The sequence below is a fragment of the Roseobacter sp. genome (assembly GCF_045106495.1).
Taxonomy (GTDB): Bacteria; Pseudomonadota; Alphaproteobacteria; order Rhodobacterales; family Rhodobacteraceae; genus Roseobacter.
In genome coordinates this window covers 61172-86346 of the sequence record NZ_JBGCEQ010000005.1, presented here as the reverse complement: position 1 = coordinate 86346, position 25175 = coordinate 61172, and the positions used below count along the sequence as shown (strand labels likewise).

The 25175-nt window shown below is 57.6% G+C and carries 23 protein-coding genes; 6 read left to right on the top strand and 17 right to left on the bottom strand.

What is annotated here, in order from left to right:
• Window positions 1-153 precede the first annotated feature (153 nt).
• From AB8B75_RS05280 to AB8B75_RS05225, 12 genes are all read right to left on the bottom strand, one after another.
• A complete protein-coding gene (locus tag AB8B75_RS05280; RefSeq protein WP_405360401.1) occupies window positions 154-936 on the bottom strand; it encodes a crotonase/enoyl-CoA hydratase family protein in 783 nt (260 codons plus the stop codon).
• On the bottom strand, window positions 929-1444 hold the full coding sequence (locus AB8B75_RS05275) for a DUF6653 family protein (RefSeq protein ID WP_405360399.1): 516 nt from the start codon (window positions 1442-1444) through the stop codon (window positions 929-931). Before AB8B75_RS05275 ends, AB8B75_RS05280 begins: the two co-directional genes overlap by 8 nt.
• Before the next feature lie 13 nt (window positions 1445-1457).
• Complete coding sequence (locus AB8B75_RS05270) at window positions 1458-2315, bottom strand: hydroxymethylglutaryl-CoA lyase (RefSeq protein WP_405360397.1); 858 nt, start codon at window positions 2313-2315, stop codon at window positions 1458-1460.
• Window positions 2316-2345: 30 nt separating this feature from the next.
• Window positions 2346-3011 (bottom strand): glutathione S-transferase family protein, encoded by a 666-nt coding sequence (locus tag AB8B75_RS05265; RefSeq protein WP_405360395.1) that lies wholly within the window; start codon window positions 3009-3011, stop codon window positions 2346-2348.
• Window positions 3008-4948, bottom strand: a complete 1941-nt coding sequence (locus tag AB8B75_RS05260; protein ID WP_405360393.1) for an acetyl/propionyl/methylcrotonyl-CoA carboxylase subunit alpha — start codon at window positions 4946-4948, stop codon at window positions 3008-3010. The genes AB8B75_RS05265 and AB8B75_RS05260 overlap by 4 nt, the downstream gene beginning before the upstream one ends.
• A gap of 3 nt (window positions 4949-4951) precedes the next feature.
• Complete coding sequence (locus AB8B75_RS05255) at window positions 4952-5650, bottom strand: hypothetical protein (protein ID WP_405360391.1); 699 nt, start codon at window positions 5648-5650, stop codon at window positions 4952-4954.
• A gap of 81 nt (window positions 5651-5731) precedes the next feature.
• The gene (locus tag AB8B75_RS05250; RefSeq protein WP_405360389.1) at window positions 5732-7336 is read right to left on the bottom strand and encodes a carboxyl transferase domain-containing protein; all 1605 of its coding nucleotides are present in this window, start codon (window positions 7334-7336) and stop codon (window positions 5732-5734) included.
• 39 nt (window positions 7337-7375) lie between these two features.
• The gene (locus AB8B75_RS05245) at window positions 7376-7696 is read right to left on the bottom strand and encodes a hypothetical protein (RefSeq protein WP_405360388.1); all 321 of its coding nucleotides are present in this window, start codon (window positions 7694-7696) and stop codon (window positions 7376-7378) included.
• Window positions 7696-8193: a lysozyme inhibitor LprI family protein gene (locus AB8B75_RS05240; RefSeq protein WP_405360387.1), complete on the bottom strand. Its 498-nt coding sequence runs from the start codon at window positions 8191-8193 to the stop codon at window positions 7696-7698. The genes AB8B75_RS05245 and AB8B75_RS05240 overlap by 1 nt, the downstream gene beginning before the upstream one ends.
• Window positions 8190-9353 carry an isovaleryl-CoA dehydrogenase gene (locus AB8B75_RS05235; protein WP_405360386.1) on the bottom strand — a complete coding sequence of 388 codons (1164 nt, stop codon included), beginning with the start codon at window positions 9351-9353 and terminating at the stop codon, window positions 8190-8192. The genes AB8B75_RS05240 and AB8B75_RS05235 overlap by 4 nt, the downstream gene beginning before the upstream one ends.
• A gap of 133 nt (window positions 9354-9486) precedes the next feature.
• Window positions 9487-10695 (bottom strand): DegT/DnrJ/EryC1/StrS family aminotransferase, encoded by a 1209-nt coding sequence (locus AB8B75_RS05230; protein ID WP_405360385.1) that lies wholly within the window; start codon window positions 10693-10695, stop codon window positions 9487-9489.
• Window positions 10696-10742: 47 nt separating this feature from the next.
• Window positions 10743-11408, bottom strand: coding sequence for an HAD-IA family hydrolase (locus AB8B75_RS05225; protein ID WP_405360383.1), 666 nt, complete (start codon window positions 11406-11408; stop codon window positions 10743-10745).
• A 138-nt stretch (window positions 11409-11546) separates the two neighbouring features.
• On the opposite strand from AB8B75_RS05225, the gene glmU reads away from it, so the two are divergent.
• Genes glmU through AB8B75_RS05210 form a run of 3 tightly spaced genes read left to right on the top strand, consistent with a single transcriptional unit; the run spans window position 11547 to window position 15282 of the window.
• Window positions 11547-12902, top strand: coding sequence for a bifunctional UDP-N-acetylglucosamine diphosphorylase/glucosamine-1-phosphate N-acetyltransferase GlmU (gene glmU / locus AB8B75_RS05220; RefSeq protein WP_405360381.1), 1356 nt, complete (start codon window positions 11547-11549; stop codon window positions 12900-12902).
• Between the two features lies 1 nt (window position 12903).
• Window positions 12904-14724 (top strand): glutamine--fructose-6-phosphate transaminase (isomerizing), encoded by a 1821-nt coding sequence (gene glmS / locus AB8B75_RS05215; RefSeq protein WP_405360380.1) that lies wholly within the window; start codon window positions 12904-12906, stop codon window positions 14722-14724.
• A gap of 3 nt (window positions 14725-14727) precedes the next feature.
• Window positions 14728-15282 carry a pyridoxamine 5'-phosphate oxidase family protein gene (locus AB8B75_RS05210; protein WP_405360378.1) on the top strand — a complete coding sequence of 185 codons (555 nt, stop codon included), beginning with the start codon at window positions 14728-14730 and terminating at the stop codon, window positions 15280-15282.
• 2 nt (window positions 15283-15284) lie between these two features.
• Here the strand turns inward: AB8B75_RS05210 and AB8B75_RS05205 are convergent, their stop codons facing one another.
• Window positions 15285-15749: a hypothetical protein gene (locus AB8B75_RS05205; protein WP_405360377.1), complete on the bottom strand. Its 465-nt coding sequence runs from the start codon at window positions 15747-15749 to the stop codon at window positions 15285-15287.
• A gap of 91 nt (window positions 15750-15840) precedes the next feature.
• Between AB8B75_RS05205 and moaA the strand changes: the two genes are divergently transcribed.
• The 3 genes from moaA to AB8B75_RS05190 are packed head-to-tail and all read left to right on the top strand — an operon-like array spanning window position 15841 to window position 19225.
• Window positions 15841-16848 (top strand): GTP 3',8-cyclase MoaA, encoded by a 1008-nt coding sequence (gene moaA, locus AB8B75_RS05200; RefSeq protein ID WP_405360376.1) that lies wholly within the window; start codon window positions 15841-15843, stop codon window positions 16846-16848.
• 8 nt (window positions 16849-16856) lie between these two features.
• Window positions 16857-18155: a 3-deoxy-D-manno-octulosonic acid transferase gene (locus AB8B75_RS05195; RefSeq protein ID WP_405360374.1), complete on the top strand. Its 1299-nt coding sequence runs from the start codon at window positions 16857-16859 to the stop codon at window positions 18153-18155.
• Window positions 18152-19225 (top strand): glycosyltransferase family 4 protein, encoded by a 1074-nt coding sequence (locus AB8B75_RS05190; RefSeq protein WP_405360373.1) that lies wholly within the window; start codon window positions 18152-18154, stop codon window positions 19223-19225. The genes AB8B75_RS05195 and AB8B75_RS05190 overlap by 4 nt, the downstream gene beginning before the upstream one ends.
• A gap of 22 nt (window positions 19226-19247) precedes the next feature.
• On the opposite strand, the gene AB8B75_RS05185 is transcribed toward AB8B75_RS05190, so the two are convergent.
• From AB8B75_RS05185 to AB8B75_RS05170, 4 genes are all read right to left on the bottom strand, one after another.
• Window positions 19248-20414, bottom strand: coding sequence for a M20 aminoacylase family protein (locus tag AB8B75_RS05185; RefSeq protein ID WP_405360372.1), 1167 nt, complete (start codon window positions 20412-20414; stop codon window positions 19248-19250).
• A 197-nt stretch (window positions 20415-20611) separates the two neighbouring features.
• A complete protein-coding gene (locus AB8B75_RS05180) occupies window positions 20612-21958 on the bottom strand; it encodes an NAD(P)/FAD-dependent oxidoreductase (RefSeq protein WP_405360371.1) in 1347 nt (448 codons plus the stop codon).
• An 88-nt stretch (window positions 21959-22046) separates the two neighbouring features.
• A complete protein-coding gene (argE, locus tag AB8B75_RS05175) occupies window positions 22047-23213 on the bottom strand; it encodes an acetylornithine deacetylase (protein WP_405360369.1) in 1167 nt (388 codons plus the stop codon).
• Between the two features lie 3 nt (window positions 23214-23216).
• Window positions 23217-25061, bottom strand: coding sequence for an ABC transporter ATP-binding protein (locus tag AB8B75_RS05170; protein ID WP_405360367.1), 1845 nt, complete (start codon window positions 25059-25061; stop codon window positions 23217-23219).
• Window positions 25062-25175: the final 114 nt, after the last annotated feature.

The following is a 25175-nucleotide window of genomic DNA, read 5'->3' as shown; positions in this document are numbered from 1 at the left end:
TACAACTGTTTTCAACGGCATTTTGCCTTGAATTCGCACCTTTTACGGGTGTTCAGCGTAGATTTTTCTCCTAAACCAGGTGCGCGGCTCTTGCTGCACGCGGCACTTTCTCATGCAAATTGAGCTCTATTGGACCACTTGGATCACCTGTTTTCAGGTCGTCCAATCAGGCTTACGCTTTTCAAAAAAGGCCGCAATGCCTTGGGCGGCTTCCGCGGTTTCCCAACGCGCAGCAAGTGACGCAATTGTGTGATCCACCGCGGCGTCATCTATTTTTGGCCCCAGATCGCGTGCCAATTTTTTGGCCGCAGCCACAGCCCCCGGCGCACAGGATAAATAAGGGGCCACTTCGGCCTCGACCGCCGCTGAAAGATCCCCAGCCGGGATGCATTGGGCAATAACGCCCAGATCAACCGCCTCCTGCGCATCGAAAAGCCGCGCGGACATGAAAACACGGCGTGCACGTCCCTCACCCATGCGGGCCAACACATAAGGGCCAATGGTTGCCGGGATGAGACCCAACCGAGTCTCCGTGAACCCAAATTTGGCTGTGTCCACGGCAACGGCCGCATCGCAAATACATGCCAACCCAACACCGCCGCCAAAGGCGTTGCCCTGAATAGCTCCGATGAGTGGTTTCGGCAGCGTGTTGAGCGCACCCAGCATGATGGCCAGTTTTCGCGCCTCAGCAGATCGTTTGGATGCATCCATGTCGCGCTGTGCCTGCATCCAAGCTAGATCGCCCCCTGCGCAGAAGGATCTGCCGGAACCGGTCAAGACCACCACACGCACTGCCGCGTCGGCCCCCAATTGCGCGGCCGCCTGCGTTAGGTCAGCCAACATCTGCGCCGACATTGCGTTGTGTTTCTCTGGCCTGTTGAGGGTCAGGGTTGCGACACCGCGAGCGTCCGTTTCTAGCTTCAATGTTTCAAACATGCGCAGCCTCCAACCCGGGCACAACGCCTCCCGCGCCGATCCAGTCGTGATAAACCCAAACCATCCGATCCACGAACCAGATCTTTGGCAGGGCTGTCAGAATCACACCAAAGACCGCGCCTTCCCACCACAGCGCATAAAGCCCCCAAATCATAGCAATTGCGCCTGGAACGCTGAGTAGGCTCAGTACCAAGGCGGCCCGCCTGTGATGGGCTGCGATTTCCGCGCGGTGATTGAGGAAAATTCGTTCACCCATCACACCTTGGCTCATCCAGTTGTCGAGGCTTTCAGGCGGCGGGAAAGCGCGTGGGTTCACCCAGATCCAAAGGAAGGAGACCGCGACAGGTACCAACGCCCAAGCCCCCAGCCAGACACGGCTCCAGACCGCCAGCGCCAACAAGGGCAAGCAGGTCAGCATTCGGGTCCAGCCCGACCAGGGGTTTGCATGACGCTGCCAGACGTCTGCGTTCATGGTCATCAACCGCTCTGTGATTTTGAAGAAATCCATCGCCCTAAACCCATCACCCGGACCGCATGGCCCGCGCCATATCCGCAGCCTCATTGATCACCTCAAGATCGAGCCCGGTGTCATAGCCCAGCGCGGCAAGATGCTGCGCCACGTCTTCGGTGGCCACATTGCCCGCCGAACCGGGCGCGAAAGCACAACCCCCCAAGCCGCCCACGGCAGTATCAAAGACGCGCACACCCAGGCTCAGCGAGGCATCGATATTCGCCATCGCCCGCCCATTTGTATCGTGATAGTGGCCCGCCAGCCGCCCAACGGGCACCACGTCCCGCACGGCAAGAAGCATGCGCGCAATGCTGTCGGGACTGCCAGCGCCGATGGTATCGCCCAAACTCACCTCATAGCAGCCTATCCCAAAAAGCTTGTCCGCCACATCCGCCACCGCAGAAGGCGCGACCGGGCCGTCGTACGGACACTCGATCACGCAAGACACGTAACCGCGGACCGGCAGATCTATGTGACGCGCCTCTTCCAGAATGGGCTCGAACCGAGCAATGCTCTCGGCGATGCTGGCGTTGATGTTGGCCTTGGAAAACCCCTCGGAGGCCGAAGCAAATATGGCGACCTCATTCACACCAGCGGCGCGGGCGTCTTCGTAACCGCGCATGTTGGGAGTCAGAGCCGCGTAGCGCACGCCTTGCGCACGCTGGATGCCGGCCAGAACCTCGGCGGATCCTGCCATTTGCGGCACCCACTTGGGAGACACGAAGCTCGCGGCCTCGATCCGCCGGAAACCCGCCCGGCTCAATGCGTCGATCAGTGCCACTTTTTCGGCCACCGGAATTTCGCGCGCTTCGTTTTGCAAGCCATCGCGTGGGCCTACCTCAAAAATTTCACATGATCCCAAACTCATCGCGCATCCTCCCTTTGATCGCTGCCCAGATCACTCTAACGGCCATGGGGCGTAAAAGTCTCGGTCATAAATACCATCGTCATTGGGCAGGGACGCAGCAAAGCTGTCCCGTGCGGTAATGCGCGCATACCAGTCTGCCGTAGCCGGGAAATCATCAAGCGTCGCAAAATGGCGCGACATGTATACTGCCTGCCCCACCGAGATGTCCGCGGCGGAAAACCCGGAACTTAACAAGTACTCTCGGTTTTCGTCAGGCGTTGCCAAACGCGCCTCGAGGGCTGCATAACACTTGCCAAGGCGGGCGGCCTCCAGTTTCATCACGATCGGGCTGCGCATATGATCTTCGCGCAGAGCCACATGCTGCTGGGTCAGCGCCGCAGTGTGTTGGCTCAGTGTTTCGGAAAAATGCACCCACACCAGCCATTGCATGCGGTTCGGACTGCCGGGCCTGGTGCCAAGCCCATCCGGGCTGAAACGCTCGCAGAGGTATTCCGTGATGGCGCCGGTTTCAAACATCCGCGCGCCGTCGATCTCCAACGCTGGCACACGGCCGGCGGGCGATAGATTCAGGAAAGCCGGGCTGCGCAGGGTGCGATCAAAGGGGTAAGTGCGCAACTGAAAGGGCACGCCAAGTTCATTCAGCAGCCAAAGTGTCCGCATTGAACGGGTTTGGGGACAATGGTGCAGCGTGATCATGCTTCAGCCTCCGGTTCCAGTTGCACCAATGCAGTGCCAGCCTCGACCTGATCGCCGGGCTGGGCCATGACCTCGGCGACCACACCATCACGCGCGGCCAGCAACGCGTGTTCCATTTTCATCGCTTCCAGGACTGCCAGACGTTCGCCAGTGGTCACAGTTTGCCCCACCCGCGCATCCACGGTTTTAACCAAACCGGGCATTGGCGCTTCGATCAGATTTCCATCACCGGCTGCAGTGCCGGTGCGGTCCAGGGGATCAACGATTTCGAATGACAGCCCGTAGGCGTCAAACACGGTAACCGTGCCGGCATCAACGAAAACCGGTGGTATGGGATGACCATCTATCATCCAAGTCTCGCCCCGGCACTGCGCCTCAACGCGTGCGCCTGCCACCTCCCATATCTGGTGCTGAGCGTCGACGATTTCGACCGCCAGATCGATCGTTTCATCCAGAGAGACCAACTGCAGGGACTGCCGCAGCGGTTGCCATAAGGTGAAACCTGTGTCTGGTTGCGGCGCCAACAGATCAAGCGCGGCCATACCTGCCAAAACGATGTGTCGCGGCAGCACCTCAGGCGGCACTGTGAGCGTCTCCAGTTCGCGGCCAATCAACCCGGTGTCCACCTCGCTACGCCCAAAACCGGCATGGCTTGCCAAGGCACCCAAGAACGCAAGGTTTGTCACGGCGCCAGCAACCTGGGTTGCTGCCAGAGCTTGACGCAGCCGAGACAGGGCCACTGCGCGATTTGGACCATGCACGATCAGTTTCGCGATCATCGGATCGTAATACGGGCTGATCGTGTCGCCGGCCCGCACACCACTGTCCGCGCGCGCATCGGCCGGAAATTGCAAATGACTGAGCGTCCCCGTAGCTGGCAGAAACCCCGCCGGCACGTCTTCGGCATAAAGCCGCGCCTCAAAGGCGTGTCCAACGATCTGAAGGTCCTCTTGCGCGGTTGGGAGGTTTTCGCCCGCGGCCACCCGGAGTTGCCATTCAACGAGGTCAATCCCTGTGATCAGCTCTGTTACCGGATGTTCGACCTGCAACCGGGTGTTCATCTCCATGAAAAAGAAGCCATCCGTTTTCAGCCCGTCAGATCCATCCACGATGAACTCAACTGTGCCCGCGCCACTGTAGCCAATAGATTCCGCAGCATGCACTGCCGCTGCCCCCATGGCCGCGCGCATGTCATCCGTCATGCCGGGTGCGGGAGCTTCTTCGATAACCTTTTGATGGCGGCGTTGTAGTGAACAGTCGCGCTCAAAAAGATGAATCGCGCGTACGCCGTCGCCAAAAACCTGCACTTCGATATGGCGTGGCTGGGAGACGAACTTCTCGACCAGCACATCCCCATTGCCAAATGCCGTTAGCGCCTCCGAGCGCGCGGAGGCAAGGGCCGACGCAAAGGCATCTGCCGCCTCAACCAAACGCATCCCTTTGCCGCCGCCGCCAGCCACCGCTTTGATCAGCACCGGATAACCGATTTTTGCAGCTTCTTCGGCCAGCAGATCGTCATTTTGGTCGGCACCATGGTAACCAGGCACCACGGGCACTCCCGCCTCGATCATCAAGGCTTTGGCCGCATCTTTCAAACCCATGGCTCGGATCACGGACGCAGATGGCCCGATGAAGGTCAGCCCTGCCGCCTCCACCGCCTCAACAAAATCCGGGTTTTCACTGAGAAAACCGTATCCTGGATGGATCGCCTGCGCGCCTGTATCAAGTGCGGCCTGAATAATCACATCGCCGCGCAGGTAGCTGTCGACCGGGGCAGAACCACCGATATGCACCGCCCTATCGGCTAATTCGACATGCTTGGCCGCTGTGTCTGCATCCGAATATACCGCCACGGTCCGGACCCCCAGGACACGGGCTGTTTTCATGATCCGACAGGCGATTTCGCCCCGGTTCGCGATCAGTATTGTATCAAACATAAATTACCACCATGAGCCGGATGTCCCATCCATCAAATGTTTTTGCACATACCGTGGCAAGGGCCAGGCATCATAGTCCACACCGGTCAAGCGACCCGGCGGCTGGCCACGCCAGGCATGTCGATAAAGATCCATATGCAGCGTGATTTCAATTTCACCCAGTGCTGCATCGACTTTGTTCTTGGTCTCTTCAATACCGTCTTCCAGCTTTTGCGCTTCGGTCTTTTGCCGCATCCATCCGGCTGGCAAAATCTGATCCAACACTTTGGTTCCCGCTGACAGAGCCACCAACAAAACCAGATTGGCCAAGACGCCTGGCAAGGACGGTGCCGCGACATCGCGGAAAAATCCGGGTAAACCGCCGAACCACCCCTTTTTCACATCCTTTTGAGCGGCCAATTCCTGACGCGCCAATTCGAATTCCTGCGCGAAACTCTGGCGAAACTGGCGTGCAAATGCGCGGCGATTCAAATCCGCCCTGCCCGCCCATAATTTGAGTTTCGGGCGCACAAACCATCCCTGGCGCGATTGTTCGACAAATTCCTCGAAGTCGAAAATGAAAAAATAGTCTTCTGCGTTCGGGGAGTTGTGAATGACGTAAACCGGCAACGCGACCTCGCGCCCTAGAGATGGCAGGTTCGGAAGCTTCAAACCCGAGACAGTTCCGCTGATCTTGTCTGCTATCGCCTTGATGTTCTTCATGGACACAAACCGCATGTTTCAGGACAGGCCATCTGACGCTCCGAAAGTGCAGATAAACGCAGGCGCGGCGATCCAGCCGGTTTACATGCGGAAAACGCCAAAACGGGTCTCCTCAATCGGCGCATTCAGCGCGGCAGACAATGACAGGCTGAGCACGTCTCGGGATTTGCGGGGATCAATAATGCCATCGTCCCAAAGCCGCGCAGACGCATAGAGCGGGTGGCTTTGGCGCTCGAACATATCAATCGTCGGCTGTTTGAAGCTGGCCTCTTCCTCGTCTGACCAGGTTTCGCCCGCGCGTTCCATGGCATCGCGTTTTACGGTGGCCAGAACCCCGGCCGCCTGTGCGCCCCCCATCACGGAAATCCGTGCGTTTGGCCAACTCCACATAAAACGCGGACTGTAGGCGCGGCCAGCCATGCCGTAGTTACCGGCGCCAAACGAGCCGCCGACCAACATAGTGATTTTAGGTACATTGGTAGAGGCAACCGCGGTCACCATCTTTGCACCATGGCGCGCAATGCCTTCGTTTTCATATTTGCGCCCCACCATAAATCCCGTGATATTCTGCAGAAAAACCAACGGGATGCAGCGCTGAGAACAAAGCTCGACAAAATGTGCGCCCTTTTGTGCGGCTTCCGAAAACAAGACACCGTTGTTGGCAATGATGCCGATCGGGCAACCCTTGAGGTGGGCAAATCCGGTCACCAGGGTTTCGCCAAAGCGCGGTTTGAATTCGTCAAGCCGCGAGCCATCTACCAACCGCGCGATGACCTCGCGGATGTCATAGGGGGTTCGCAAATCTGCGGGTACTACACCGAGTATCTCCTGCGGATCAAAGTCTGGCTCCTGCGGGGTTTCCATCTGCACCGTCACAGGTTTTGCACGGTTCAGAGCAGCTACCGCCCGGCGCGCCAGAGCCAGAGCGTGGGCGTCATCCTCGGCCAGATAGTCGGCGACGCCAGAGAGCCGGGTGTGCACATCGCCGCCGCCCAGGTCCTCTGCGCTGACCACTTCGCCGGTTGCGGCCTTGACCAGGGGCGGCCCGGCCAGAAAGATCGTGCCTTGATCGCGCACGATTATGGTCACATCTGACATGGCCGGCACATAGGCCCCGCCCGCCGTGCAAGACCCCATCACGACCGCGATCTGAGCGATGCCCTTCGCCGACATCCGCGCCTGATTGTAAAAGATACGACCAAAGTGATCGCGGTCGGGAAAGACCTCGTCCTGATTGGGCAGGTTTGCCCCGCCGCTGTCGACCAGATAGATACAAGGCAGATGGTTTTCCTGCGCAATCTCTTGCGCGCGCAGGTGCTTTTTTACCGTCATCGGATAGTAAGTACCGCCTTTAACGGTGGCATCATTGCAGATGACCATGACCTCTTGACCTTGAACGCGACCGACACCTGCGATCACGCCCGCACAGGGGGCAGCACCACTGTAAAGCCCATGCGCGGCCGTCGCGCCCACCTCCAGAAACGGGCTGCCAGGGTCCAGCAGGTTGGCGACACGTTCGCGCGGCAACATCTTACCGCGGCTGATGTGACGCGCACGTGATTTTTCACCACCACCTAGTGCAGCAGCAGCGGCAGCGTTCGTAATCTCGGACAGGGCCGCCAGATGCGCGTCACAGTTGGCCTTGAAGGCTTCAGATGACGGCAATGCCTGCGATGTTAGTTTCATGTCACTTCCTTTGCTGCTCAAAAGGCATCGCGCCGGATCTCAAATTTCGGGCGTGGTGGGGGGGCGAGTGCTGCTGCGTAGCTCCAGAAGACGGCCAAACCTGTCAACCGGGTAGTCGTATCGACCACCAGCGCTTGGCGCGCAGCGGATCATGATCCAGACACCGTTTTGATCGCCGGGAACTGCCGAACAATCTGTCCGGCGCGCCGCGTTGCCAGCTTCTTGCAGGTACCGCTCCGCATAGGTATTGATCACGTCCGTCTCCGTTATCATGGTTGCAATCCAGCCCCATCGAAACGCCCAAATACCCAAGGCCAACACCAGCACTGCCAAGGGCGCCCACCAGAGCCACGCAGGCATCACTCCCCCAGCCTTCGTGACAGCCGCTCCGTCTGGTCCGCGGTCAGCTCCATCAGGCATTGCAGGGTCGCCGGACCACCACCCGTCCCCCCACCCCAAAGGCTGCGTTCATAGGCGCAAGCCTCGTCACGAAACGAAATCCAGGCGCGTTGCATGGCAACAAGCGCATCGGCGGTACTGGGCACCGTCGCGCCCAGTTCTTTCATTTCTGCATCAGAATCCTCGGCGCGTTTCAGGACCGTCTGGTATTGCGCATTCAGAAAAGCATCCCAGAACTGCAGCTCCCCGTCCAAACAACCGCCCATACCCACAGTGGTATAGCCTGCGTCATTGGCCGCTATGCAGGCCGCCGAAGACAAGCCCGCGCAATCGGTCATTGTGGCGTCACCACTCAAGTCCTCAAGACAGCTCTGAGTTTGTGCGTCCGAATAGACGATCCCCTGCGCGGCCAAGGGCAGAGGCATCAAAAACGGCAGAAGGACCAGCGCGCGGATCACACCATCGACCCCATCATCTCGCGCCCGACCAGCATCCGGCGTATTTCGGAAGTGCCCGCACCAATCTCCATCAGCTTGGCGTCCCGGAAAAGGCGCGCAACCGGGCTGTCATTCATGAAGCCCGCACCGCCCATCGCCTGCACCGCCTGATGCGCCTGCTTCATCGCCTCTTCGGAAGCATAAAGACAGCAGGCCGCAGCGTCCTGGCGGGTCACATCGCCGCGATCACAGGCCTTTGCGACCTCATAAACGTAGGCGCGCGCGGAATTCATCGCGGTATACATATCCGCGATCTTACCCTGCATTAACTGGAAGTTCCCGATGGGCTGGCCAAATTGCTTACGCTCGCTCAGGGTCGGCATCACCGCGTCCAGACAGGCCGCCATGATGCCGGTGCCAATACCCGCCAAAACCACGCGTTCATAATCCAAGCCCGACATCAGCACACGGACGCCTTTGCCTTCTTCACCCAGCACATTTTCAAACGGCACTTGGACATCTTCAAATATCAATTCAGCGGTATTAGACCCGCGCATGCCCAGCTTGTCGAAATGCGGGCTGGTGGAAAAACCCGTCATCTGCTTTTCGATCAGAAAGGCGGTGATGCCTTTTGAGCCAGCCTCCGGGTCCGTTTTGGCGTAAACTACAAGCGTATCGGCATCCGGGCCGTTTGTGATCCAGTATTTCGTGCCATTCAGGCGGTAATGATCATTGCGCTTTTCGGCGCGCAGCTTCATGGAAACCACGTCCGAACCAGCGCCAGCCTCCGACATTGCCAAAGCCCCAACATGAGCGCCCGAGATCAATCCGGGCAGGTATTTCTGCTTTTGCTCTTCGGTACCATTGAGCTTGATCTGATTGACGCAGAGGTTGGAATGGGCCCCATAAGACAGCGATACAGACGCGCTGGCACGTGCGATTTCTTCGATAGCGACCGTATGGGCCAGGTAAGACATGCCTGCGCCGCCAAATTCTTCAGGAACTGTGATACCAAGCAGTCCAAGCTCACCCATCTCGGTCCATAGATCGGCAGGGAAAGCGTTTTCAGCGTCTATCTCGGCAGCAATTGGTTTCACCCGGTCTTGGGCCCATCGATGCACCATGTCGCGCAGCGCGTTGACGTCCTCACCCAGATCGAAAGACATTGTTGCCATGAACATCGCGCAGCACCTCCCTCGTGGCGTTTATTGAACGCACGTTCATAAATGCCATAGCCCGCGCCATCGGTCAAGCCAACATGGCTCGCTGTGGCGCGTCCAAGATAACCAACTTTGCGGGTGGCCTATCCGTCGTCTATTCAGCGGCGGTGGACCGGCTTTGAAAAACAGAACTCACCTCTGACCGAATAATCCGTGCAATCAACGCACAATCTTCAAGTGAAAAAGTTAGTGGCACGCGCATGTCGACAATGCCCGCCAGTAAGCGGTCCGTGTCCGGAAGGGCGGGCGTGTCGGCGTAGCGCCAACTGTCATAGCGGCTGGTGAAGCCGACCGGTTCGGCGCCACCAAACCATTTCAGTTCGACGCCTCGCGCTGCACAACGCGCAATTACATCCGTCAGGTCATCGGGATCCCAATCCAGCAATAGAAACTGGATGGAAGACCCCACAATGGTTTCTTGCGCTGGTCGTTCAATGACCTGCAAACCCGGTGTGCCGCCCAGTCCCTCTTCGAGACAAAAGTATCGTTCATTCCAGCGGGCACATTGCGTGGCCAGGTCGGCAAGTTGCGGGCGCAAAATGGCAGCACGCAGATTGTCCATGCGGCCAGAGATATTCGGGGTCTCGTAGCGGATCTTGTCAAACACCTCTTTGGGCGGACCGGCCAAATGCCGTTCATAAAGCATGTAGGACCCGGAAAGCATGATCGCACGGGCGGCGATCTCCGCATTGTCGGTTACAAAAAACCCGCCCTCCCCCGAATTGACGTGTTTGTAAGTTTGGCAGGAGTAGCAGCCCACCGTGCCTAGCCGCCCCGACGGCACCCCATTCCATGCCGCCCCCATGGTATGCGCACAATCCTCGATAACGCTCACACCCGCAGCCTCACAGATCGCCATCAAACGATCCATGTCGCAGATATGCCCGCGCATATGGCTGAGCAGCAAGACATCGGCCTGCGCCGCCTTCGCTTCCAAATCGTCAAGATCGATGGTCAGCGCGCTGGTAACACCCACAAACAGGGGTTTGGCGCCAACAGCGGCGATGGCCCCGGGCACGGGCGCAAGGGTGAAGGCATTGGACAAGACAAGATCGCCCGATTGAACACCAACGGCTCGCAATGCTGTGGCCATAGCATAGCCACCAGAGGCAACCGCGAGGCAGTACTTCGCGCCGACGAGAGCGGCAAATTCCTGCTCCAGCAACGCCGTTTCACTGACCTCATCGGCGACCGTATTGTAGCGGTGTAGCCGTCCGTGCTGAAGCACAGCCATCGCTGCTTGAATCCCGGCTTCGGGGATCGGCTCCTGCTGGGTGAAACTACCTTTGAAAACTTCTGTCATATCGCGCCCCATGTTCGTTCAAACTGTGCCGCCCGATCTACTGGGGGTCAAGCCAGCAAGCGGTCTACGATCTGCGGCAAATCTGCATAGTCCTGCAACAGGGCTTCGGGCGACAAAGCTGCCATGTCCCCACCCGCAGGCCCGAATGTGACAAGCACGCAAGGAACACCAGCGGCCTTGGCCGTATTTCGATCGGTGTCGGAATCGCCAATGAGCACGGATTTCATCGGATCGCCCCCCGCGCGCCGCGCCGTTTCAAACAAGGGTTCTGGATCCGGTTTACGCACTGACAAAGTATCCGCCCCGACAAGCGCTGCAAAAGCGTCTCGCACACCGAGACGCTGAAGCAATGTTTCGGCCAACCCTTCCGGTTTGTTGGTACAAATGCCCACACCGTATCCATTGACTTTCAACTGCTCGACGGCATCCATGGCCCGAGGATAGATTTGCGTGTGCACGTCAATCGCCGTGCCATAAGCTTCCAACAGAATCGGGTAATAGAGGTCGACGGTCGCCAAATCCTCCGGGCGACCCAAACGCGCCATACCCAGGCGCAGCATCGCTCGCCCGCCGCGCAAAGCTGTTCCGGCATCCAGCTTGGCGTTCAGAATGTCGCCTTCGCCCATGTCCCGAAAACAGGTGTTTGCGGCCGCGATCAGATCGCCGCTGGTGTCGGCCAACGTGCCATCGAGATCAAAAATTACCGTTTTCATACCTGTTCCCCGGTATTCTGCTGGGCAATACCCCGCCACTAGTTGTTGCAAGCCGCAACCTTCTTTGATGGATGCCTGCCTTGCGTCGCGTCGCAAGATCGATAAACAGGGTCGGAGCAGAACACAAAGAGAAACCTTATGAAAACCGCATTGGTCATTTTGGCTGCAGGCAAAGGCACCCGTATGAACTCGGAACTGCCAAAGGTTTTGCAACCACTCGCTGGAGCGCCGCTTTTGGCCCATGCAATGCAGGCAGGCGCGCGTCTCGAACCTGAAAAAACCGTTATTGTAGCAGGGCATGGCGCCGATCAGGTGCAGCGCGCCGCTTTCGGTCTCGATGCCTCGGTTGATTTGGTCTTGCAAACCGAACAGCTGGGTACGGCACATGCGGTCGACCAGGCCCGCACGGCGTTGGACGGGTTTGAGGGCGACGTTGCCGTCCTATTTGGCGATACGCCGTTTTTGGAAGCGGAGACATTGGAGCGCATGCTCGCTGCGCGAGCTGATCATGATATGGTCGTGCTTGGGTTCGACATCGCCGAGGTGCAACCCCGCTACGGGCGGCTGGTCATGCAGGATGACCAATTGTTGCGCATCGTCGAATACAAAGATGCAACGGAAGACGAACGCGCCATACGGTTCACCAACAGCGGGATGTTACGGTGTAATGCGCAGTTGCTCTTTGAGCTGATTGCCGAGGTGGGCAATGACAACGCCTCAGGCGAATACTACCTAACCGAAATCGTGGCATTGGCGAACGCCCGAGGTCTCTCGGTGACGGCAGTTAAATGTGACGAGGCCGAAACGCTCGGGATCGACAGCCGCGCCGATCTCGCCGCCGCCGAGGCAGCGTATCAGGCCCGCGCCCGCGCTACTGCCCTGGCCAACGGGGTGACGCTGACAGCGCCAGACACGGTCTACTTCGCTTATGACACGGTGCTCGGCCGCGACGCAGTTGTGGAACCAAATGTTGTCTTTGGCCCAGGGGTCACAATCGAATCCGGTGCAACGGTCCGGGCGTTTTCGCACCTTGAGGGCTGTCACGTGGCACGAGGCGCCATCGTTGGGCCTTATGCGCGGTTGCGACCCGGTGCCGAGTTGAGCGAAAACACACGCGTCGGAAATTTCGTTGAAATCAAGAATGCCCGCATTGGCGAAGGCACCAAGGTCAATCACCTGAGCTACATCGGGGACGCAACACTGGGACGCAACACAAACATTGGGGCCGGGACCATTACCTGCAACTATGATGGCGTAATGAAGCACCATACCGACATCGGCGACAATGTTTTCGTAGGGTCAAATACCATGTTGGTCGCCCCTGTCGTTCTGGACAACGGATCGATGACCGGCAGCGGGTCTGTCATTACATCTGACGTCGAAGCGGACGCTTTGGCCATTGCCCGCGCGCCACAGGTCGAAAAACCGGGCATGGCGGCCAAATTGTTGAAAATGTTAAAGGCCAAGAAGGCTAAACTCCAAAGAGGCAGCTAAAATGTGTGGAATTGTTGGGGTACTAGGCGACCACGAAGTGGCGCCAATCCTTGTCGAAGCGCTAAAACGCCTGGAATACCGCGGCTACGACAGTGCAGGCATCGCCACGGTCGCCAACGGTGTCCTAGACCGGCGTCGCGCCGTTGGCAAACTGGTCAATCTCTCGGATTTGCTGGTGCATGAACCGCTGACAGGCAAGTCAGGCATTGGCCACACCCGCTGGGCGACGCATGGCGCGCCAACGGTCGAAAACGCGCACCCCCATCAGGCAGGCCGTGTGGCTGTCGTACACAATGGGATCATCGAAAACTTCCGTGAGCTGCGGGCTGAGCTCGCAGAGCTGGGCATCGAATTCGTCACCCAGACCGATACTGAGACCATCGCCTTGCTGACGGAACGGTACATGTCAGAGGGCATGGGCCCGGTCGAAGCGGCAAACAAAACACTGGACAGGCTGGACGGCGCGTTCGCATTGGCCTTCCTGTTTTCCGGCGAGGACGATCTGATCGTTGCCGCGCGCAAGGGATCTCCACTGGCGATCGGTCATGGAACCGGAGAAATGTTCGTGGGGTCAGACGCCATTGCACTTTCCCCTCTGACGGACCGCATCAGCTATCTTGAAGAAGGCGACCGAGCGGTTGTGACCCGCAGCTCCGTCGAAGTGCGCGACATCCGCGGCAATTTGGCCAACCGTGCAATTAAAACTGTGCAGGTGGGTGATACACAGATCGACAAGGCAGGCCACAAACACTTCATGGCCAAAGAGATCGCCGAACAGCCCACTGTGATCAGCGAAGCACTGGGACATTACATTTTGAATGGGGATCAGATCACCTTGCCGGACCCTGGCCTCGACTTCTCAAGCCTGGATCGTTTGACAATGGTGGCCTGCGGCACAGCCTCTTATGCCTGCCTCACCGCCAAATACTGGTTCGAGCAGATTGCGCGCATGCCGGTGGACGTCGATGTGGCCTCGGAATTCCGATACCGTGAGCCGCCTGTTCCGGCCCGCACCGCCGCTCTCTTCGTCAGCCAGTCTGGCGAAACGGCCGACACATTAGCCGCGTTGAGATATTGCCAAGGCAAGGCGGAGCGCATCGTATCGGTCGTCAATGTACCTGAAAGCTCTATCGCGCGTGAAAGTGATCTGGTCCTACCCATTCACGCGGGCGTAGAGGTGGGTGTCGCATCGACCAAGGCCTTTACCTGCCAGCTTACGGTCCTGTTTCTTTTGGCATTGAAAGCGGCACAGGATCGCGGCGTGATCGAAGCGGATGTGCTTGCGGATCACCTCTCTGCGCTACGCAGCATGCCGGGCATCCTGAGCACCGCGCTGGAGACAAGCCCGGCCATGCAAAAAGCCGCACTACAACTTGCGGAAGCCCGCGACGTGCTCTTTCTGGGACGCGGCTTGATGTTCCCCTTAGCGCATGAGGGCGCACTTAAATTAAAAGAAATCAGCTATATACACGCTGAAGCTTATGCGTCAGGAGAGCTTAAACACGGCCCCATTGCCCTTGTCGACAAGTCAGTTCCGGTGGTGGTGATGGCACCGCGTGATGCGCTTTTTGACAAGACGGTGAGCAACATGCAGGAGGTCATGGCGCGCAAAGGGCGTGTCATTCTGATCTCTGACCGTCAAGGGCTGGAGGAGGCTGGTGAAGGTGCTTTCGCGACCATCGAACTGCCATCTGTGCCGGATGCGCTGACCCCTTTGCTATATGCCATTCCGGCGCAACTCCTTGCGTACCACACAGCTGTTGCCAAGGGCACAGACGTCGACCAACCTCGAAATCTCGCGAAATCTGTGACAGTGGAATAGATCATGGCCACTCAATACGACCATTTGAGCGATGCGCTAACGCGGTTTATCGCAGCCCAGCACATCTTTTTTGTTGGTACGGCTGCAGGAACCGGGCAGGTCAACGTGTCCCCCAAGGGCATGGATAGCCTGAGAGTTCTGGGGCCCGACCGGATCGTTTGGCGCAATCTAACCGGATCAGGCAACGAGACGGCCGGGCATTTGGCGCAGGTGAATCGAATGACGCTAATGTGGTGCGGGTTTGAGACAAAGCCGATGATTTTGCGCACTTATGGGACTGCGCGCACTCTGCATCCTCGGGATGGTGATTTCGCAGAACTCAACGCGCTTTTCCAGACGTCCAATGGCGCACGACAAATATACGATCTGTCCATTAACATGGTGCAGACCAGCTGCGGATATGCGGTGCCCTTTATGGACTACGTCGACGAGCGCGACGTTCTCAAAAACTGGGCCGAAGACAAAGGGCCGGAAGGCATCGCCGACTATTGGGACACGCGCAATCGCCAAACCATCGATGGTGCACCGACGCATGTTATCGCCCCTGAAAACTCGTAATATCAAAGAGATACGTCGAGAACCACAAGATCGGTCAGATTGACCTCCAGAATGCGCATTGCAGCCAAGGAAATGCGGCTGCCTGCTGTTGCGGGGCCCTCGATAGGAAGCAAAGCAACCGCAACCGATTTCCCGGTAATAGGATTTGTAACCTGCCCTGACGTTTCCTTCGAAACCAGCGGTGTTTTAAGCCAAAATCCGGGCTCAGCCGCACTGCCCAGCGAGGCGGTGGTTTGGCCTAGATTGCGACTTTCACGAATGGGTTGTGCAGCGGCTGTGCGCTCCATTTCAGTGGTTTGATCCAATGTTTCTGCAGTCGCAGCTGCTGACTGCGACAAGGGCCCGGCCACTCCTGCCTCAGGCTGCGCCAGTAAATTGTCGGGTCCGCCCAGTGCGATATTCAGTTGATTGAGCTCGGAACAGCCGGAAATCCCGACACATAAAGCCGCGAGAAAAAACCTATTCATCTTCATGCTGTCGTCTAAAGCACAGAGATCTACAACCATCAATGCTGTTAACCTCTTGCTGCCTATGCCCTGCCGCATTAACTATCGTTACATGAATACTCCTTTGATCGACCCATTTGCCCGCGCCATCACATACCTCCGGGTATCGGTCACGGACCGCTGCGATTTTCGCTGTGTCTATTGCATGTCGGAAAACATGACCTTCCTGCCAAAAAAGGAACTGCTGACTCTCGAAGAATTGGATCGCATGTGTTCAACCTTCATCGGTTTGGGTGTCGAAAAACTGCGCATCACCGGCGGGGAACCATTGGTGCGCAAAGGCATCATGACATTCTTCAACAGCATGTCCCGGCATCTCGAAAGCGGCGCCCTTAAAGAGCTGACCCTAACGACCAATGGCAGTCAATTGGAACGTTTCGCCGAGGACCTGTACGCCGCCGGTGTGCGCCGGGTAAACGTGTCGTTGGATACTTTGGATGAGACCAAATTTGCAGATATCACGCGGTGGGGCCGTTTGCCGCAGGTGTTGCGCGGTATCGATGCGGCCCAGGCAGCAGGTATGCGGGTTAAGCTGAACGCAGTTGCTCTAAAAGGCTTCAACGAGCCAGAACTGCCTGATATCACCGCTTGGTGTGCAGATCGTGACATTGATCTGACCTGGATCGAAGTGATGCCAATGGGCGACATCGGAAACGAAGACCGCCTGGGGCAATACTGGTCGCTCAAAGATGTGCGCGCGCGCTATGCCGAACACTATACGGTCACGGATCTTGCAGAGCGCACTGGTGGCCCGGCCCGATATGTACGTCTTGAGGAGACAGGGCAGAAGATCGGGTTTATCACACCGCTGAGCCACAATTTCTGTGAAAGCTGCAACCGGGTAAGACTGACCTGCACGGGCGAGATTTTCATGTGTCTTGGACAAGAGGACGCGGCAGATCTGCGCGCGCCATTGCGGGCACACCCGGATGACAATGCCCCGCTGGAAGAAGCCATACGTGCCGCTATCAGGCTTAAACCCAAAGGGCATGATTTCGATTATTCCCGCCAGCGGCTGGACGGGCAAATGCCGCGGCACATGAGCCATACAGGCGGCTGATTGCACCCATGCGCACGCCGCCGCTCTTTCACCTTTATGTGGCGGTGACCGTCTTATTGGCTCCTTTTGCGGCCTGGTCCGAGATCCGAAAACTGCGCAAACAGGGTATATCAGCCCTGCGCGCACATGAAAAAATGGGCCATGCCAGCGAACCGCGAATAGGATCAGGCGACCTTATCTGGTTTCACGCGGCTTCTGTGGGCGAAAGCCTGTCGGTGCTGGCGCTGATCACAAAGATGGGTGAAATGTTGCCCCGCGCGCACTTCCTGATCACCTCCGGAACGCCGACTTCCGCCAAACTGGTTGCCGAGCGGATGCCGCCTCGTACCGTACATCAATTCGCGCCGTTAGATGCGCGCGGTCCACTTACTCGGTTTTTGCGGCACTGGCGCCCTGCGGCGGCGATTTTTGTTGAAAGTGAATTGTGGCCGCGCATGCTCCGCATGACACGTGAGCGAGGCGCGACTATGGCCCTGGTCAATGCACGTCTGAGCGCAAAATCCCGCGCCGCTTGGGCCAGCAAACCCGCCTTTGCCGCCTATGTGCTGGATGTATTTGACCTTATCCTGACCCAAAACGATGAAATGGCTCAGGCCATGGTCGACATGCATGCACCGGTTGAGCGGGTTGCGCGGGGCACAAACCTCAAATCACTGTCGAGCCCCCTGCCGCAAGATCCCATCGTGCTGGCGCAGATCCGCACAGCGATCAAGGCACGTCCGGTTTGGGTTGCCGCCTCGACCCATGAAGGCGAAGAGACAATTGTTCTTGATGCGCATCGCACGCTTTTGAAAAGCATGCCGGACTTGTTACTGATCCTAGTTCCGCGCCACCCTGCCCGCAGCGCAGAGATATCTAAACTTATCGCAAAGAGTGGTCTGTCCTATACGATCCGCTCACAGGAAACACTGCCCAGGGAAAACAACTCGGTTTACCTGGCCGATACTCTGGGCGAATTGGGCAGTTGGTATACGCTTACCGAAACCGTATTTTTAGGGGGGTCGTTGTTACCCATCGGCGGACATAACCCTTATGAAGTGGTTCAATCAAACGCAGCCGTATTGTCGGGACCGCATGTTACGAATTTTGCGGAAACCTATTCTCAAATGACGGAAACCGGCGCAGTAGAAATTGTGTCCGATACCGCTTCGCTGGCCGCTGCAACAGATCGCCTCATGAAGGATGAGGCACATCGCGCGTCTTGCCTTACCGCAGCTCGGGCCTTCGTTCAGGGCAAATCAGACGAGTTGGGCAGCATTGCTGAACGCCTCATACATATTCTCAAGTTAAAGGACGAAAGTCGATGAACACCGCATCGGCACAAGTGCCTGCGCTGAAGGACATCGAGGTAATCGCGCCGAACTTCAAACGCCGCCACTCTGGTGTCACTTCCACTGTGATCCGACTTGTGCCGCTGCAGGCCAGTGACATCAGGATTGTCGCCTGTGCGCCGGAACTGCCCTCCGAGGTTCCCAATCTCAGACCAGGAAAACTTCTAAGTCTGCCGCGCAATGGACCCTCAGGGCCGCGCGTTTGGCACGCGCGCCGGAACGTGGAAATGGTGGCCGGGCTGGCTTTGAAACATCTAGCGGGCAAGCGCTTAAAGCTCCTTTTCACGTCTGCCGCGCAACGCCGTCACACCGGCTTTACCCGCTGGCTGATCCGCCAAATGGACGCTGTTATCGCGACCTCGGCCAAATCGGCCAGCTACTTGGAACGTGACGCAACGGTCATCCGGCACGGCGTGGATTGTAAACGGTTTCAACCCGTTAAGGATCGTGAAGCATTGCGAGAGGAGCTTGACTTACCCGCTCGAGGGCCACTTATCGGGTGTTACGGGCGCATCCGGCATCAAAAAGGCAATGACCTTTTTGTCGCGGCGATGATCGAAGTATTTGCGACAAATCCCGATGCCAAGGCATTGATCATGGGGCGCGCAACAAACGAGCATCAAGACTATCTGACCAAGCTCAAAAACGACGTCGCAGAAGCCGGTTTGAGCGAGCGCATTCTGTTTCGTGACGAAGTACCAATTGCTGATCTCGAACGGCATTTTCAGGCGCTGGATCTCTACGTGGCGCCCCAAAGGTGGGAGGGCTTTGGCCTCACCCCTTTGGAGGCCATGTCTTGCGGCGCGCCGGTTGTCGCCACAAAGGTCGGTGCTTTCGAAGAACTGATCACCGAAGGCCAGACCGGACATCTTGTAGAGATCGAAGACGTTGCTGGAATAGCCGATCGCGTCGGGCGCATTCTGGCTAACCCCGAGAAACTTCAAAAGATGTCAGTGGCGGCGCGCGCCTCTGTGGTCGATAATTTCAGGATCGAGCAGGAAGCGGCCTCAATCATCGCTGTCTATCGCAAGCTCCTGGCCGAATAGCCCAACACTGGATTCAGACACCCTACCTCGACGCAGGTAGGCGCTGCTCAACGATTTCGGCCCACCAACTGCATCCTGCGGGGATCGCTTCATCATTGAAATTATATTCAGGGTGGTGCACCGCGGCCCCGGGCCCGTTACCCACCAGAATGTAAGCGCCGGGTCTTTCTTCCAGCATAAAAGCAAAGTCTTCGCCGCCCATGATTAAAGGTGCCTCGTCACAAGACCCTGCAACCTGCGCAGCTACTTTCGCGGCAAATTCGGTTTGCGCTGTGTGGTTAACCATGACCGGGTAGTTTCGCTCATAGTCTACCTGCGCCTGCGCGCCAAAGCTTTCGGCGACGCCGGTTGCAATTTTGTTCAGCCGCATTTCAGCAAGGTCGCGCATCTGCTCGGTCATTGTGCGCACGGTGCCTTTGAGCATGACCTTCTGCGGGATGACATTGAAGGCGTTGGACGAAGTCTCAAAAGAAGTCACAGAAACAACAACCTGATCAACAGGGTCCGCATAGCGGCTCGCAATCGTCTGCAAAGCAATCACGATGTGGCTTGCCACCACAGTTGTATCCACCGTTTCATGCGGCTTGGCAGCATGTCCGCCCAAACCCTCGATTTCGATATCGAAAACATCGGTGGCCGCGAAAAATGCGCCGGGACGGATCGAAAAACTACCCATAGGTTTACCGGGCCAGTTGTGCATGCCGTAAACTTCCTGAATGCCAAAACGCGCCATCATGCCGTCTTCGCACATCTCGCGCCCGCCAGCGCCGCCCTCTTCTGCAGGTTGGAAGATCACAACAGCAGTCCCATCGAAGTTACGCGTCTCAGCCAGATATTTTGCCGCTCCAAGCAGCATCGCTGTATGACCATCGTGTCCACAGGCGTGCATGGCACCGGGCGTTTTTGACGCATAGTCAACACCCGTCTGTTCGTGAATGGGCAGCGCATCCATATCGGCCCGCAGGCCTACCACCTTGCCCGATGTATCCGCACGACCCTTGATCACCCCAACAACTCCGGTGCGCCCGATACCAGTAACCACCTCATCACAACCAAAGGACCTGAGCTTTTCAGCCACCAGAGCCGAGGTACGATGCGTGTCAAACAACAACTCAGGATGGGCATGAAGATCACGTCGCCATGCGGTGATTTCATCATGCAGTTCGGCAAAACGGTTTTTGACGGCCATGTGATTTTACTCCTTAAGGTCGGACGGACCTAATGATATCAAAACGACTTTCGAACAATTGAGCGACTGAATGCCAGTCCTTCGACGACGGGTGCCTCTATGATACGGCTTACGTCTTATTCAGCCCCAGTGCGACTGTAAACGTAAGACCGAAGTCTTCAAGCAGATCGGTTCGAATTTGCCGAGTGACCCCTGCGTTACAAACCTGGACCCAGTTCCACTTTGCTGCCGTCTGAAAACCGCGACATGCGAAAACGTGTCAAGTCGTGATCCGGCGCTTTGCCCGTCGCCAAATCTGCCAGGATGCGGCCCATTGCCGGACCAATACCAAATCCATGGCCACTCATACCAGTGCCCAGGGTCAAACCGGGTAATGCCGTGACCCGGTCCACCACTGGCACAACATCCGGCATCGTATCGATCATACCGGCCCAAGCGCATGACAACCGAAAATCCGGCAAATCCGGAAACAAAGAGGCGAATTGGGTTTTCAGGTTGTTGGCACGTCCCAGATTGGGCTCAGGACTCAGAACGCGAATGGTCTCAAAAGGGCTTGGACCATCTGCGGACCAGCGCCGAGGCGTACGCCATCCATCCGGATACCCTTTCGGGGCCGCGGGCAAGAACTTCGTGCCAAAAGGATCTGATCGCAACTGCGTCAGAAACTTGGGGAGCGCGCGCAGTGCATCCCAGCCCAGAAACAGTTCATGGAACCCGCCTGGCGCCAGAGTGTATCCCCCATCTGCCCGATGGCGAAAAGCAAGTGTGTCATCCGCCACACCGCCCGGATCCACAGCAGGTAAAGCAGTTGTGGCTGCGACAGTTGCGCGGACTGACAGCTGTGGCAAAGCGATTCCGTGATTGCGCAAAAAGAGAGAAGACCATGCTCCCCCAGCCAGAACAACTTCCGGCGCAGCGATCTGTCCCGCTTCGGTCACAACACCTGTAACTCTTCCGTTCGAGACATCCAGACACCGCACCGCACAGTTTTCGACGATCACCGCGCCTTCTCGCACCGCGATCCCGGCCAGAGCGGGGACGGCACGCCAGGGCTCTGCGCGCATGTCCGACGCCGTATGCAGTGCACCGACGTATTTCTTTGACATGCCCGGCAGTTTTTCGATCACTTGAGAAGATGTCAGCAACCGCGTGTCCACGCCTTGCTCGCGGGCGTGAGAAACCCAGTCTTCATAGCGCGCCATCTGCTCTTTTGTGCGCGCCAGGTAGGTCACACCCGCCATCGTGAGTCCGATGTCCTCGTTGGTCTGCGCCGCCAGCTCGCGCCATAGGCGGTTGGCTTCGACCATGATCGGCAATTCATCCGGATCGCGCCCCTGCTGTCGAATCCACCCCCAGTTGCGGCTGGACTGCTCCCCGGCGATGCACCCTTTTTCCAGCAACACCGCTTTGTGGCCGGCGCGCGCCAGAAAAAGGGCGGTCGATACCCCAATCACACCGCCGCCAATCACCACCACATCTGCCTTTTCAGGGGCAGCACGCATGTAGCGTAACGGTGTGGCGTCAGAGAAGGGGAAGGGCGTCAATTGCGTTGCCTTTGTCGGCGAGACCCGAAGCCGGGAAAAATCAATTCCGCCAATCGGGCTCGATCAAACGTGGACAAGACCGCCGCGCTCACTGGTTCAGACGCGTCACAAGCTTTTTCATGAACGCATGACCCGCATTGAAGTCCGCTACAGAAATGTATTCATTGGGTTGATGCGCCTGCGCAATATCGCCCGGCCCGCAGATCACAGCAGAATAACCGGCCTCCTGAAATTGACCGGCTTCGGTACCATAACTCACCACATGGTTTGCATTGTCGCCGGTCAAAATGCGCGCCAGGCTTTCCGCCTCGCCGTCTTGCTCGGGCTGCAGCGCGGGCACATCGAACCGCTGGGACACATCAATTTTGGTATCTGGCACAACAGATTGCATCATGGCTTCCACTTCTGCGACGCGCGCGCGGTACCGCGCTTCCCAGGTTGTTTTGCATTCTCCAGGCACAACCCGAAAATCGACGGAAAACCTGCAGTCCTTGGCTGTAATGTTATGGGCTGTACCGCCTTCGATCATGCCAACATGAACCGTGGTGAAAGGCGGATCAAACATCGCGGCCACGTCGCTGGGTTTTGCGTTTTGGTTTTGCGCGTTCATCTGGTTGGCCCATTCGATCAGGTGAGCGCCATGCATGATCGCGCTGACCCCGCGGTCGAGCAGCGAACTATGTACCTCAAAGCCTTGCACATGGGTATCGAACCCGGCACCGCCCTTGTGACCCGAGACCGCCTGCATGGAGGATGGTTCACCAACGATGACGGCGGAGCCTTTCGGCAAAACAGGCTGCATGGCCTTGATCATGGGCGGCGCGCCGGTGCAGCCGATCTCTTCGTCAAAACTCAAAGCAATCTGCAACGGTCTTTTCACACCCGAATGATGCGCCTCGACCAAAGCCCAGACAGCCAGCGCGTCGAAACCTTTCATGTCGCAGGTGCCACGCCCAAAGTATTTACCTTCCTTTTCAACGACTTCAAAAGGATCCGTATCCCAAATTTGCCCATCCACGGGCACCACATCGGTGTGCCCGGACAGAACCACCGCCCCTTCTTCCCAAGGGCCTACATGCGCAAAGAGCGCCGCCTTGGGTTCATCCGGATCACGATATAAATGTGCTTCGATGCCGTGGAAGTTGAGGTACTCGTCTACCCAGTCAATCAGCGGCAAGTTCGTGTCACGGCTGACCGTGGGAAAAGACACAAGTTTCCGCATGATATCCAGCGGCGCCAGCCGATCCTTTGCCATCGCTCAATACCCGCTATCAGTTACGAGCACGAGGTGGCCGGGCGCAACCTCCCGGTATACGGATTTCTCCGGCTCGTAACTGGCCGGATGGATTGGGGACGGGATCGGTTTGAAGTTCAGGTCTTTTTCATCTTTTCGTTGCCGCGGGTCCGCAATCGGCACCGCCTTCATCAACGCTTGCGTGTAGGCATGCTGCGGATTTTCAAACACCTGCGCGCGCCATCCAAGCTCAACGATGCGCCCCAGATACATCACACCGACCTGATGGCTGACGCGTTCAACCACCGCCATGTCGTGGCTGATGAACAGAAACGACAGCCCCAGTTCGGCCTGCAATTCCATCATCAGGTTCAGCACCTGCGCCTGCACGGAAACATCCAGCGCCGAGACGGCCTCATCTGCAATGATCAACTTGGGGTTCAAAGCCAGAGCCCGAGCGATAGCCACCCGCTGACGCTGCCCTCCCGAAAGCTCATGGGGGAAGCGGCGCATGAAGCTCCGCGGCAATTCCACGCGGTCAAACAACATGCCGACCCGGTCCTGTACGGCTGATCCTTTGAGCGTGCCATAGTTATGGATCGGTTCCGCCACTTGATCAGACAGCTGCATCTGTGGGTTGAGCGATGCAAACGGGTCCTGAAAGATCATTTGCATGTCCAACCGCGCTTTCCGGAGCGCATTTTGGTCCAGCGACATGATGTCCTTGCCATCCAGATCCACTGCACCTGACATCGGGTCGACCAGTCGCAATATGGATCGCCCGGCGGTGGATTTGCCGCAGCCGCTTTCGCCAACAAGACTCAATGTCTGGCCCTTGTTGATCGTGAAAGACAAGTCTTCGACAGCATGGACATTGGCCACCGTTCTGCGGAAAAACCCGCCCTTGACCGGAAAGCGCGTGGTCAGGTTCTTGACGGTTAAAAGCGCTTCGTCCGTGCCGGGAATGGGATGGATCGCGTCATTTTCAGAACCGAGAAGCTTCATCGGTTCGGGGAGCGCTTTGCCCCGCATCTCACCTAGTTTGGGCACCGCGGCCAACAGAGCTTTGGTGTAGGCGTGTTTGGGGTTTTCAAAAATCTCGGCAACGGAGCCTTCTTCAACCTTGTTGCCCCGAAACATGACAACAACGCGATCCGCCATCTGGGCGACCACCGCCATATCATGGGTAATAAACATCACTGCCGTACCGGTTTCGCGCTTCAGCCGATCCATCAACGCCAGAATTTCCGCCTGTATGGTCACATCAAGCGCCGTTGTCGGCTCATCCGCGATCAACAGTCGCGGTTTGCAGGCCAACGCCATTGCAATCACAACACGCTGACGCATGCCACCAGACAGCTCGTGCGGGTATTGTCCCAGACGCCGTTCCGGCTCAGGAATACGTACCTCACGTAACAATTCCAGTGCCCGGGCGTTGGCTTCCGCCTTGCTGATACCCTTGTGCAGCCGCAAGCCCTCGGTCAGCTGGCGGCCTACTGTGAAGACCGGGTTCAGGGCGGTCATCGGTTCCTGAAAGATCATGCCGATTTCATTGCCGCGAATAGAACGCATTTTTTCGCGGCCGATGGTTGCGAGATCGACATCATCTGCATCCGCGCGATCAAACAACAATTGCCCGCCGGTGATTTCACCGCCGCCGAATTCGACGAGCCGCATCAGTGAAAGGGAGGACACCGATTTGCCCGAGCCGCTCTCGCCCACGACACATACCGTTTCTCCCGGGTTGATATCAAATGAGACATCTTCGACACCCAGCACTGGCCCATCTTTGGTCTGGAATTCTACACGCAGCCCCTTGATCTGTGCGATCGGATGCACAGCGCCGACTTCTTGTTCCTGATCCAGCATCGCCGCCCCTGATGTTCGTTACTTCGGAACGCTAAGGCCAAGAGACAGGCAGTGTCAAACCCGCGTGGTTGAGTTGTCACAAAGTCGAACATCTCAAGGGTTGCATTTTCCGAA

What these genes read in the sequence shown, in the direction of transcription:
- AB8B75_RS05280 (WP_405360401.1), bottom strand. Translation starts at nt 936, where the DNA reads ATGTTTGAAACATTGAAGCTAGAAACGGACGCTCGCGGTGTCGCAACC.
- AB8B75_RS05275 (WP_405360399.1), bottom strand. Translation starts at nt 1,444, where the DNA reads ATGGATTTCTTCAAAATCACAGAGCGGTTGATGACCATGAACGCAGAC.
- AB8B75_RS05270 (WP_405360397.1), bottom strand. Translation starts at nt 2,315, where the DNA reads ATGAGTTTGGGATCATGTGAAATTTTTGAGGTAGGCCCACGCGATGGC.
- AB8B75_RS05265 (WP_405360395.1), bottom strand. Translation starts at nt 3,011, where the DNA reads ATGATCACGCTGCACCATTGTCCCCAAACCCGTTCAATGCGGACACTT.
- AB8B75_RS05260 (WP_405360393.1), bottom strand. Translation starts at nt 4,948, where the DNA reads ATGTTTGATACAATACTGATCGCGAACCGGGGCGAAATCGCCTGTCGG.
- AB8B75_RS05255 (WP_405360391.1), bottom strand. Translation starts at nt 5,650, where the DNA reads ATGAAGAACATCAAGGCGATAGCAGACAAGATCAGCGGAACTGTCTCG.
- AB8B75_RS05250 (WP_405360389.1), bottom strand. Translation starts at nt 7,336, where the DNA reads ATGAAACTAACATCGCAGGCATTGCCGTCATCTGAAGCCTTCAAGGCC.
- AB8B75_RS05245 (WP_405360388.1), bottom strand. Translation starts at nt 7,696, where the DNA reads ATGCCTGCGTGGCTCTGGTGGGCGCCCTTGGCAGTGCTGGTGTTGGCC.
- AB8B75_RS05235 (WP_405360386.1), bottom strand. Translation starts at nt 9,353, where the DNA reads ATGTTCATGGCAACAATGTCTTTCGATCTGGGTGAGGACGTCAACGCG.
- AB8B75_RS05230 (WP_405360385.1), bottom strand. Translation starts at nt 10,695, where the DNA reads ATGACAGAAGTTTTCAAAGGTAGTTTCACCCAGCAGGAGCCGATCCCC.
- AB8B75_RS05225 (WP_405360383.1), bottom strand. Translation starts at nt 11,408, where the DNA reads ATGAAAACGGTAATTTTTGATCTCGATGGCACGTTGGCCGACACCAGC.
- glmU (WP_405360381.1), top strand. Translation starts at nt 11,547, where the DNA reads ATGAAAACCGCATTGGTCATTTTGGCTGCAGGCAAAGGCACCCGTATG.
- glmS (WP_405360380.1), top strand. Translation starts at nt 12,904, where the DNA reads ATGTGTGGAATTGTTGGGGTACTAGGCGACCACGAAGTGGCGCCAATC.
- AB8B75_RS05210 (WP_405360378.1), top strand. Translation starts at nt 14,728, where the DNA reads ATGGCCACTCAATACGACCATTTGAGCGATGCGCTAACGCGGTTTATC.
- AB8B75_RS05205 (WP_405360377.1), bottom strand. Translation starts at nt 15,749, where the DNA reads ATGAATAGGTTTTTTCTCGCGGCTTTATGTGTCGGGATTTCCGGCTGT.
- moaA (WP_405360376.1), top strand. Translation starts at nt 15,841, where the DNA reads ATGAATACTCCTTTGATCGACCCATTTGCCCGCGCCATCACATACCTC.
- AB8B75_RS05195 (WP_405360374.1), top strand. Translation starts at nt 16,857, where the DNA reads ATGCGCACGCCGCCGCTCTTTCACCTTTATGTGGCGGTGACCGTCTTA.
- AB8B75_RS05190 (WP_405360373.1), top strand. Translation starts at nt 18,152, where the DNA reads ATGAACACCGCATCGGCACAAGTGCCTGCGCTGAAGGACATCGAGGTA.
- AB8B75_RS05185 (WP_405360372.1), bottom strand. Translation starts at nt 20,414, where the DNA reads ATGGCCGTCAAAAACCGTTTTGCCGAACTGCATGATGAAATCACCGCA.
- argE (WP_405360369.1), bottom strand. Translation starts at nt 23,213, where the DNA reads ATGGCAAAGGATCGGCTGGCGCCGCTGGATATCATGCGGAAACTTGTG.
- AB8B75_RS05170 (WP_405360367.1), bottom strand. Translation starts at nt 25,061, where the DNA reads ATGCTGGATCAGGAACAAGAAGTCGGCGCTGTGCATCCGATCGCACAG.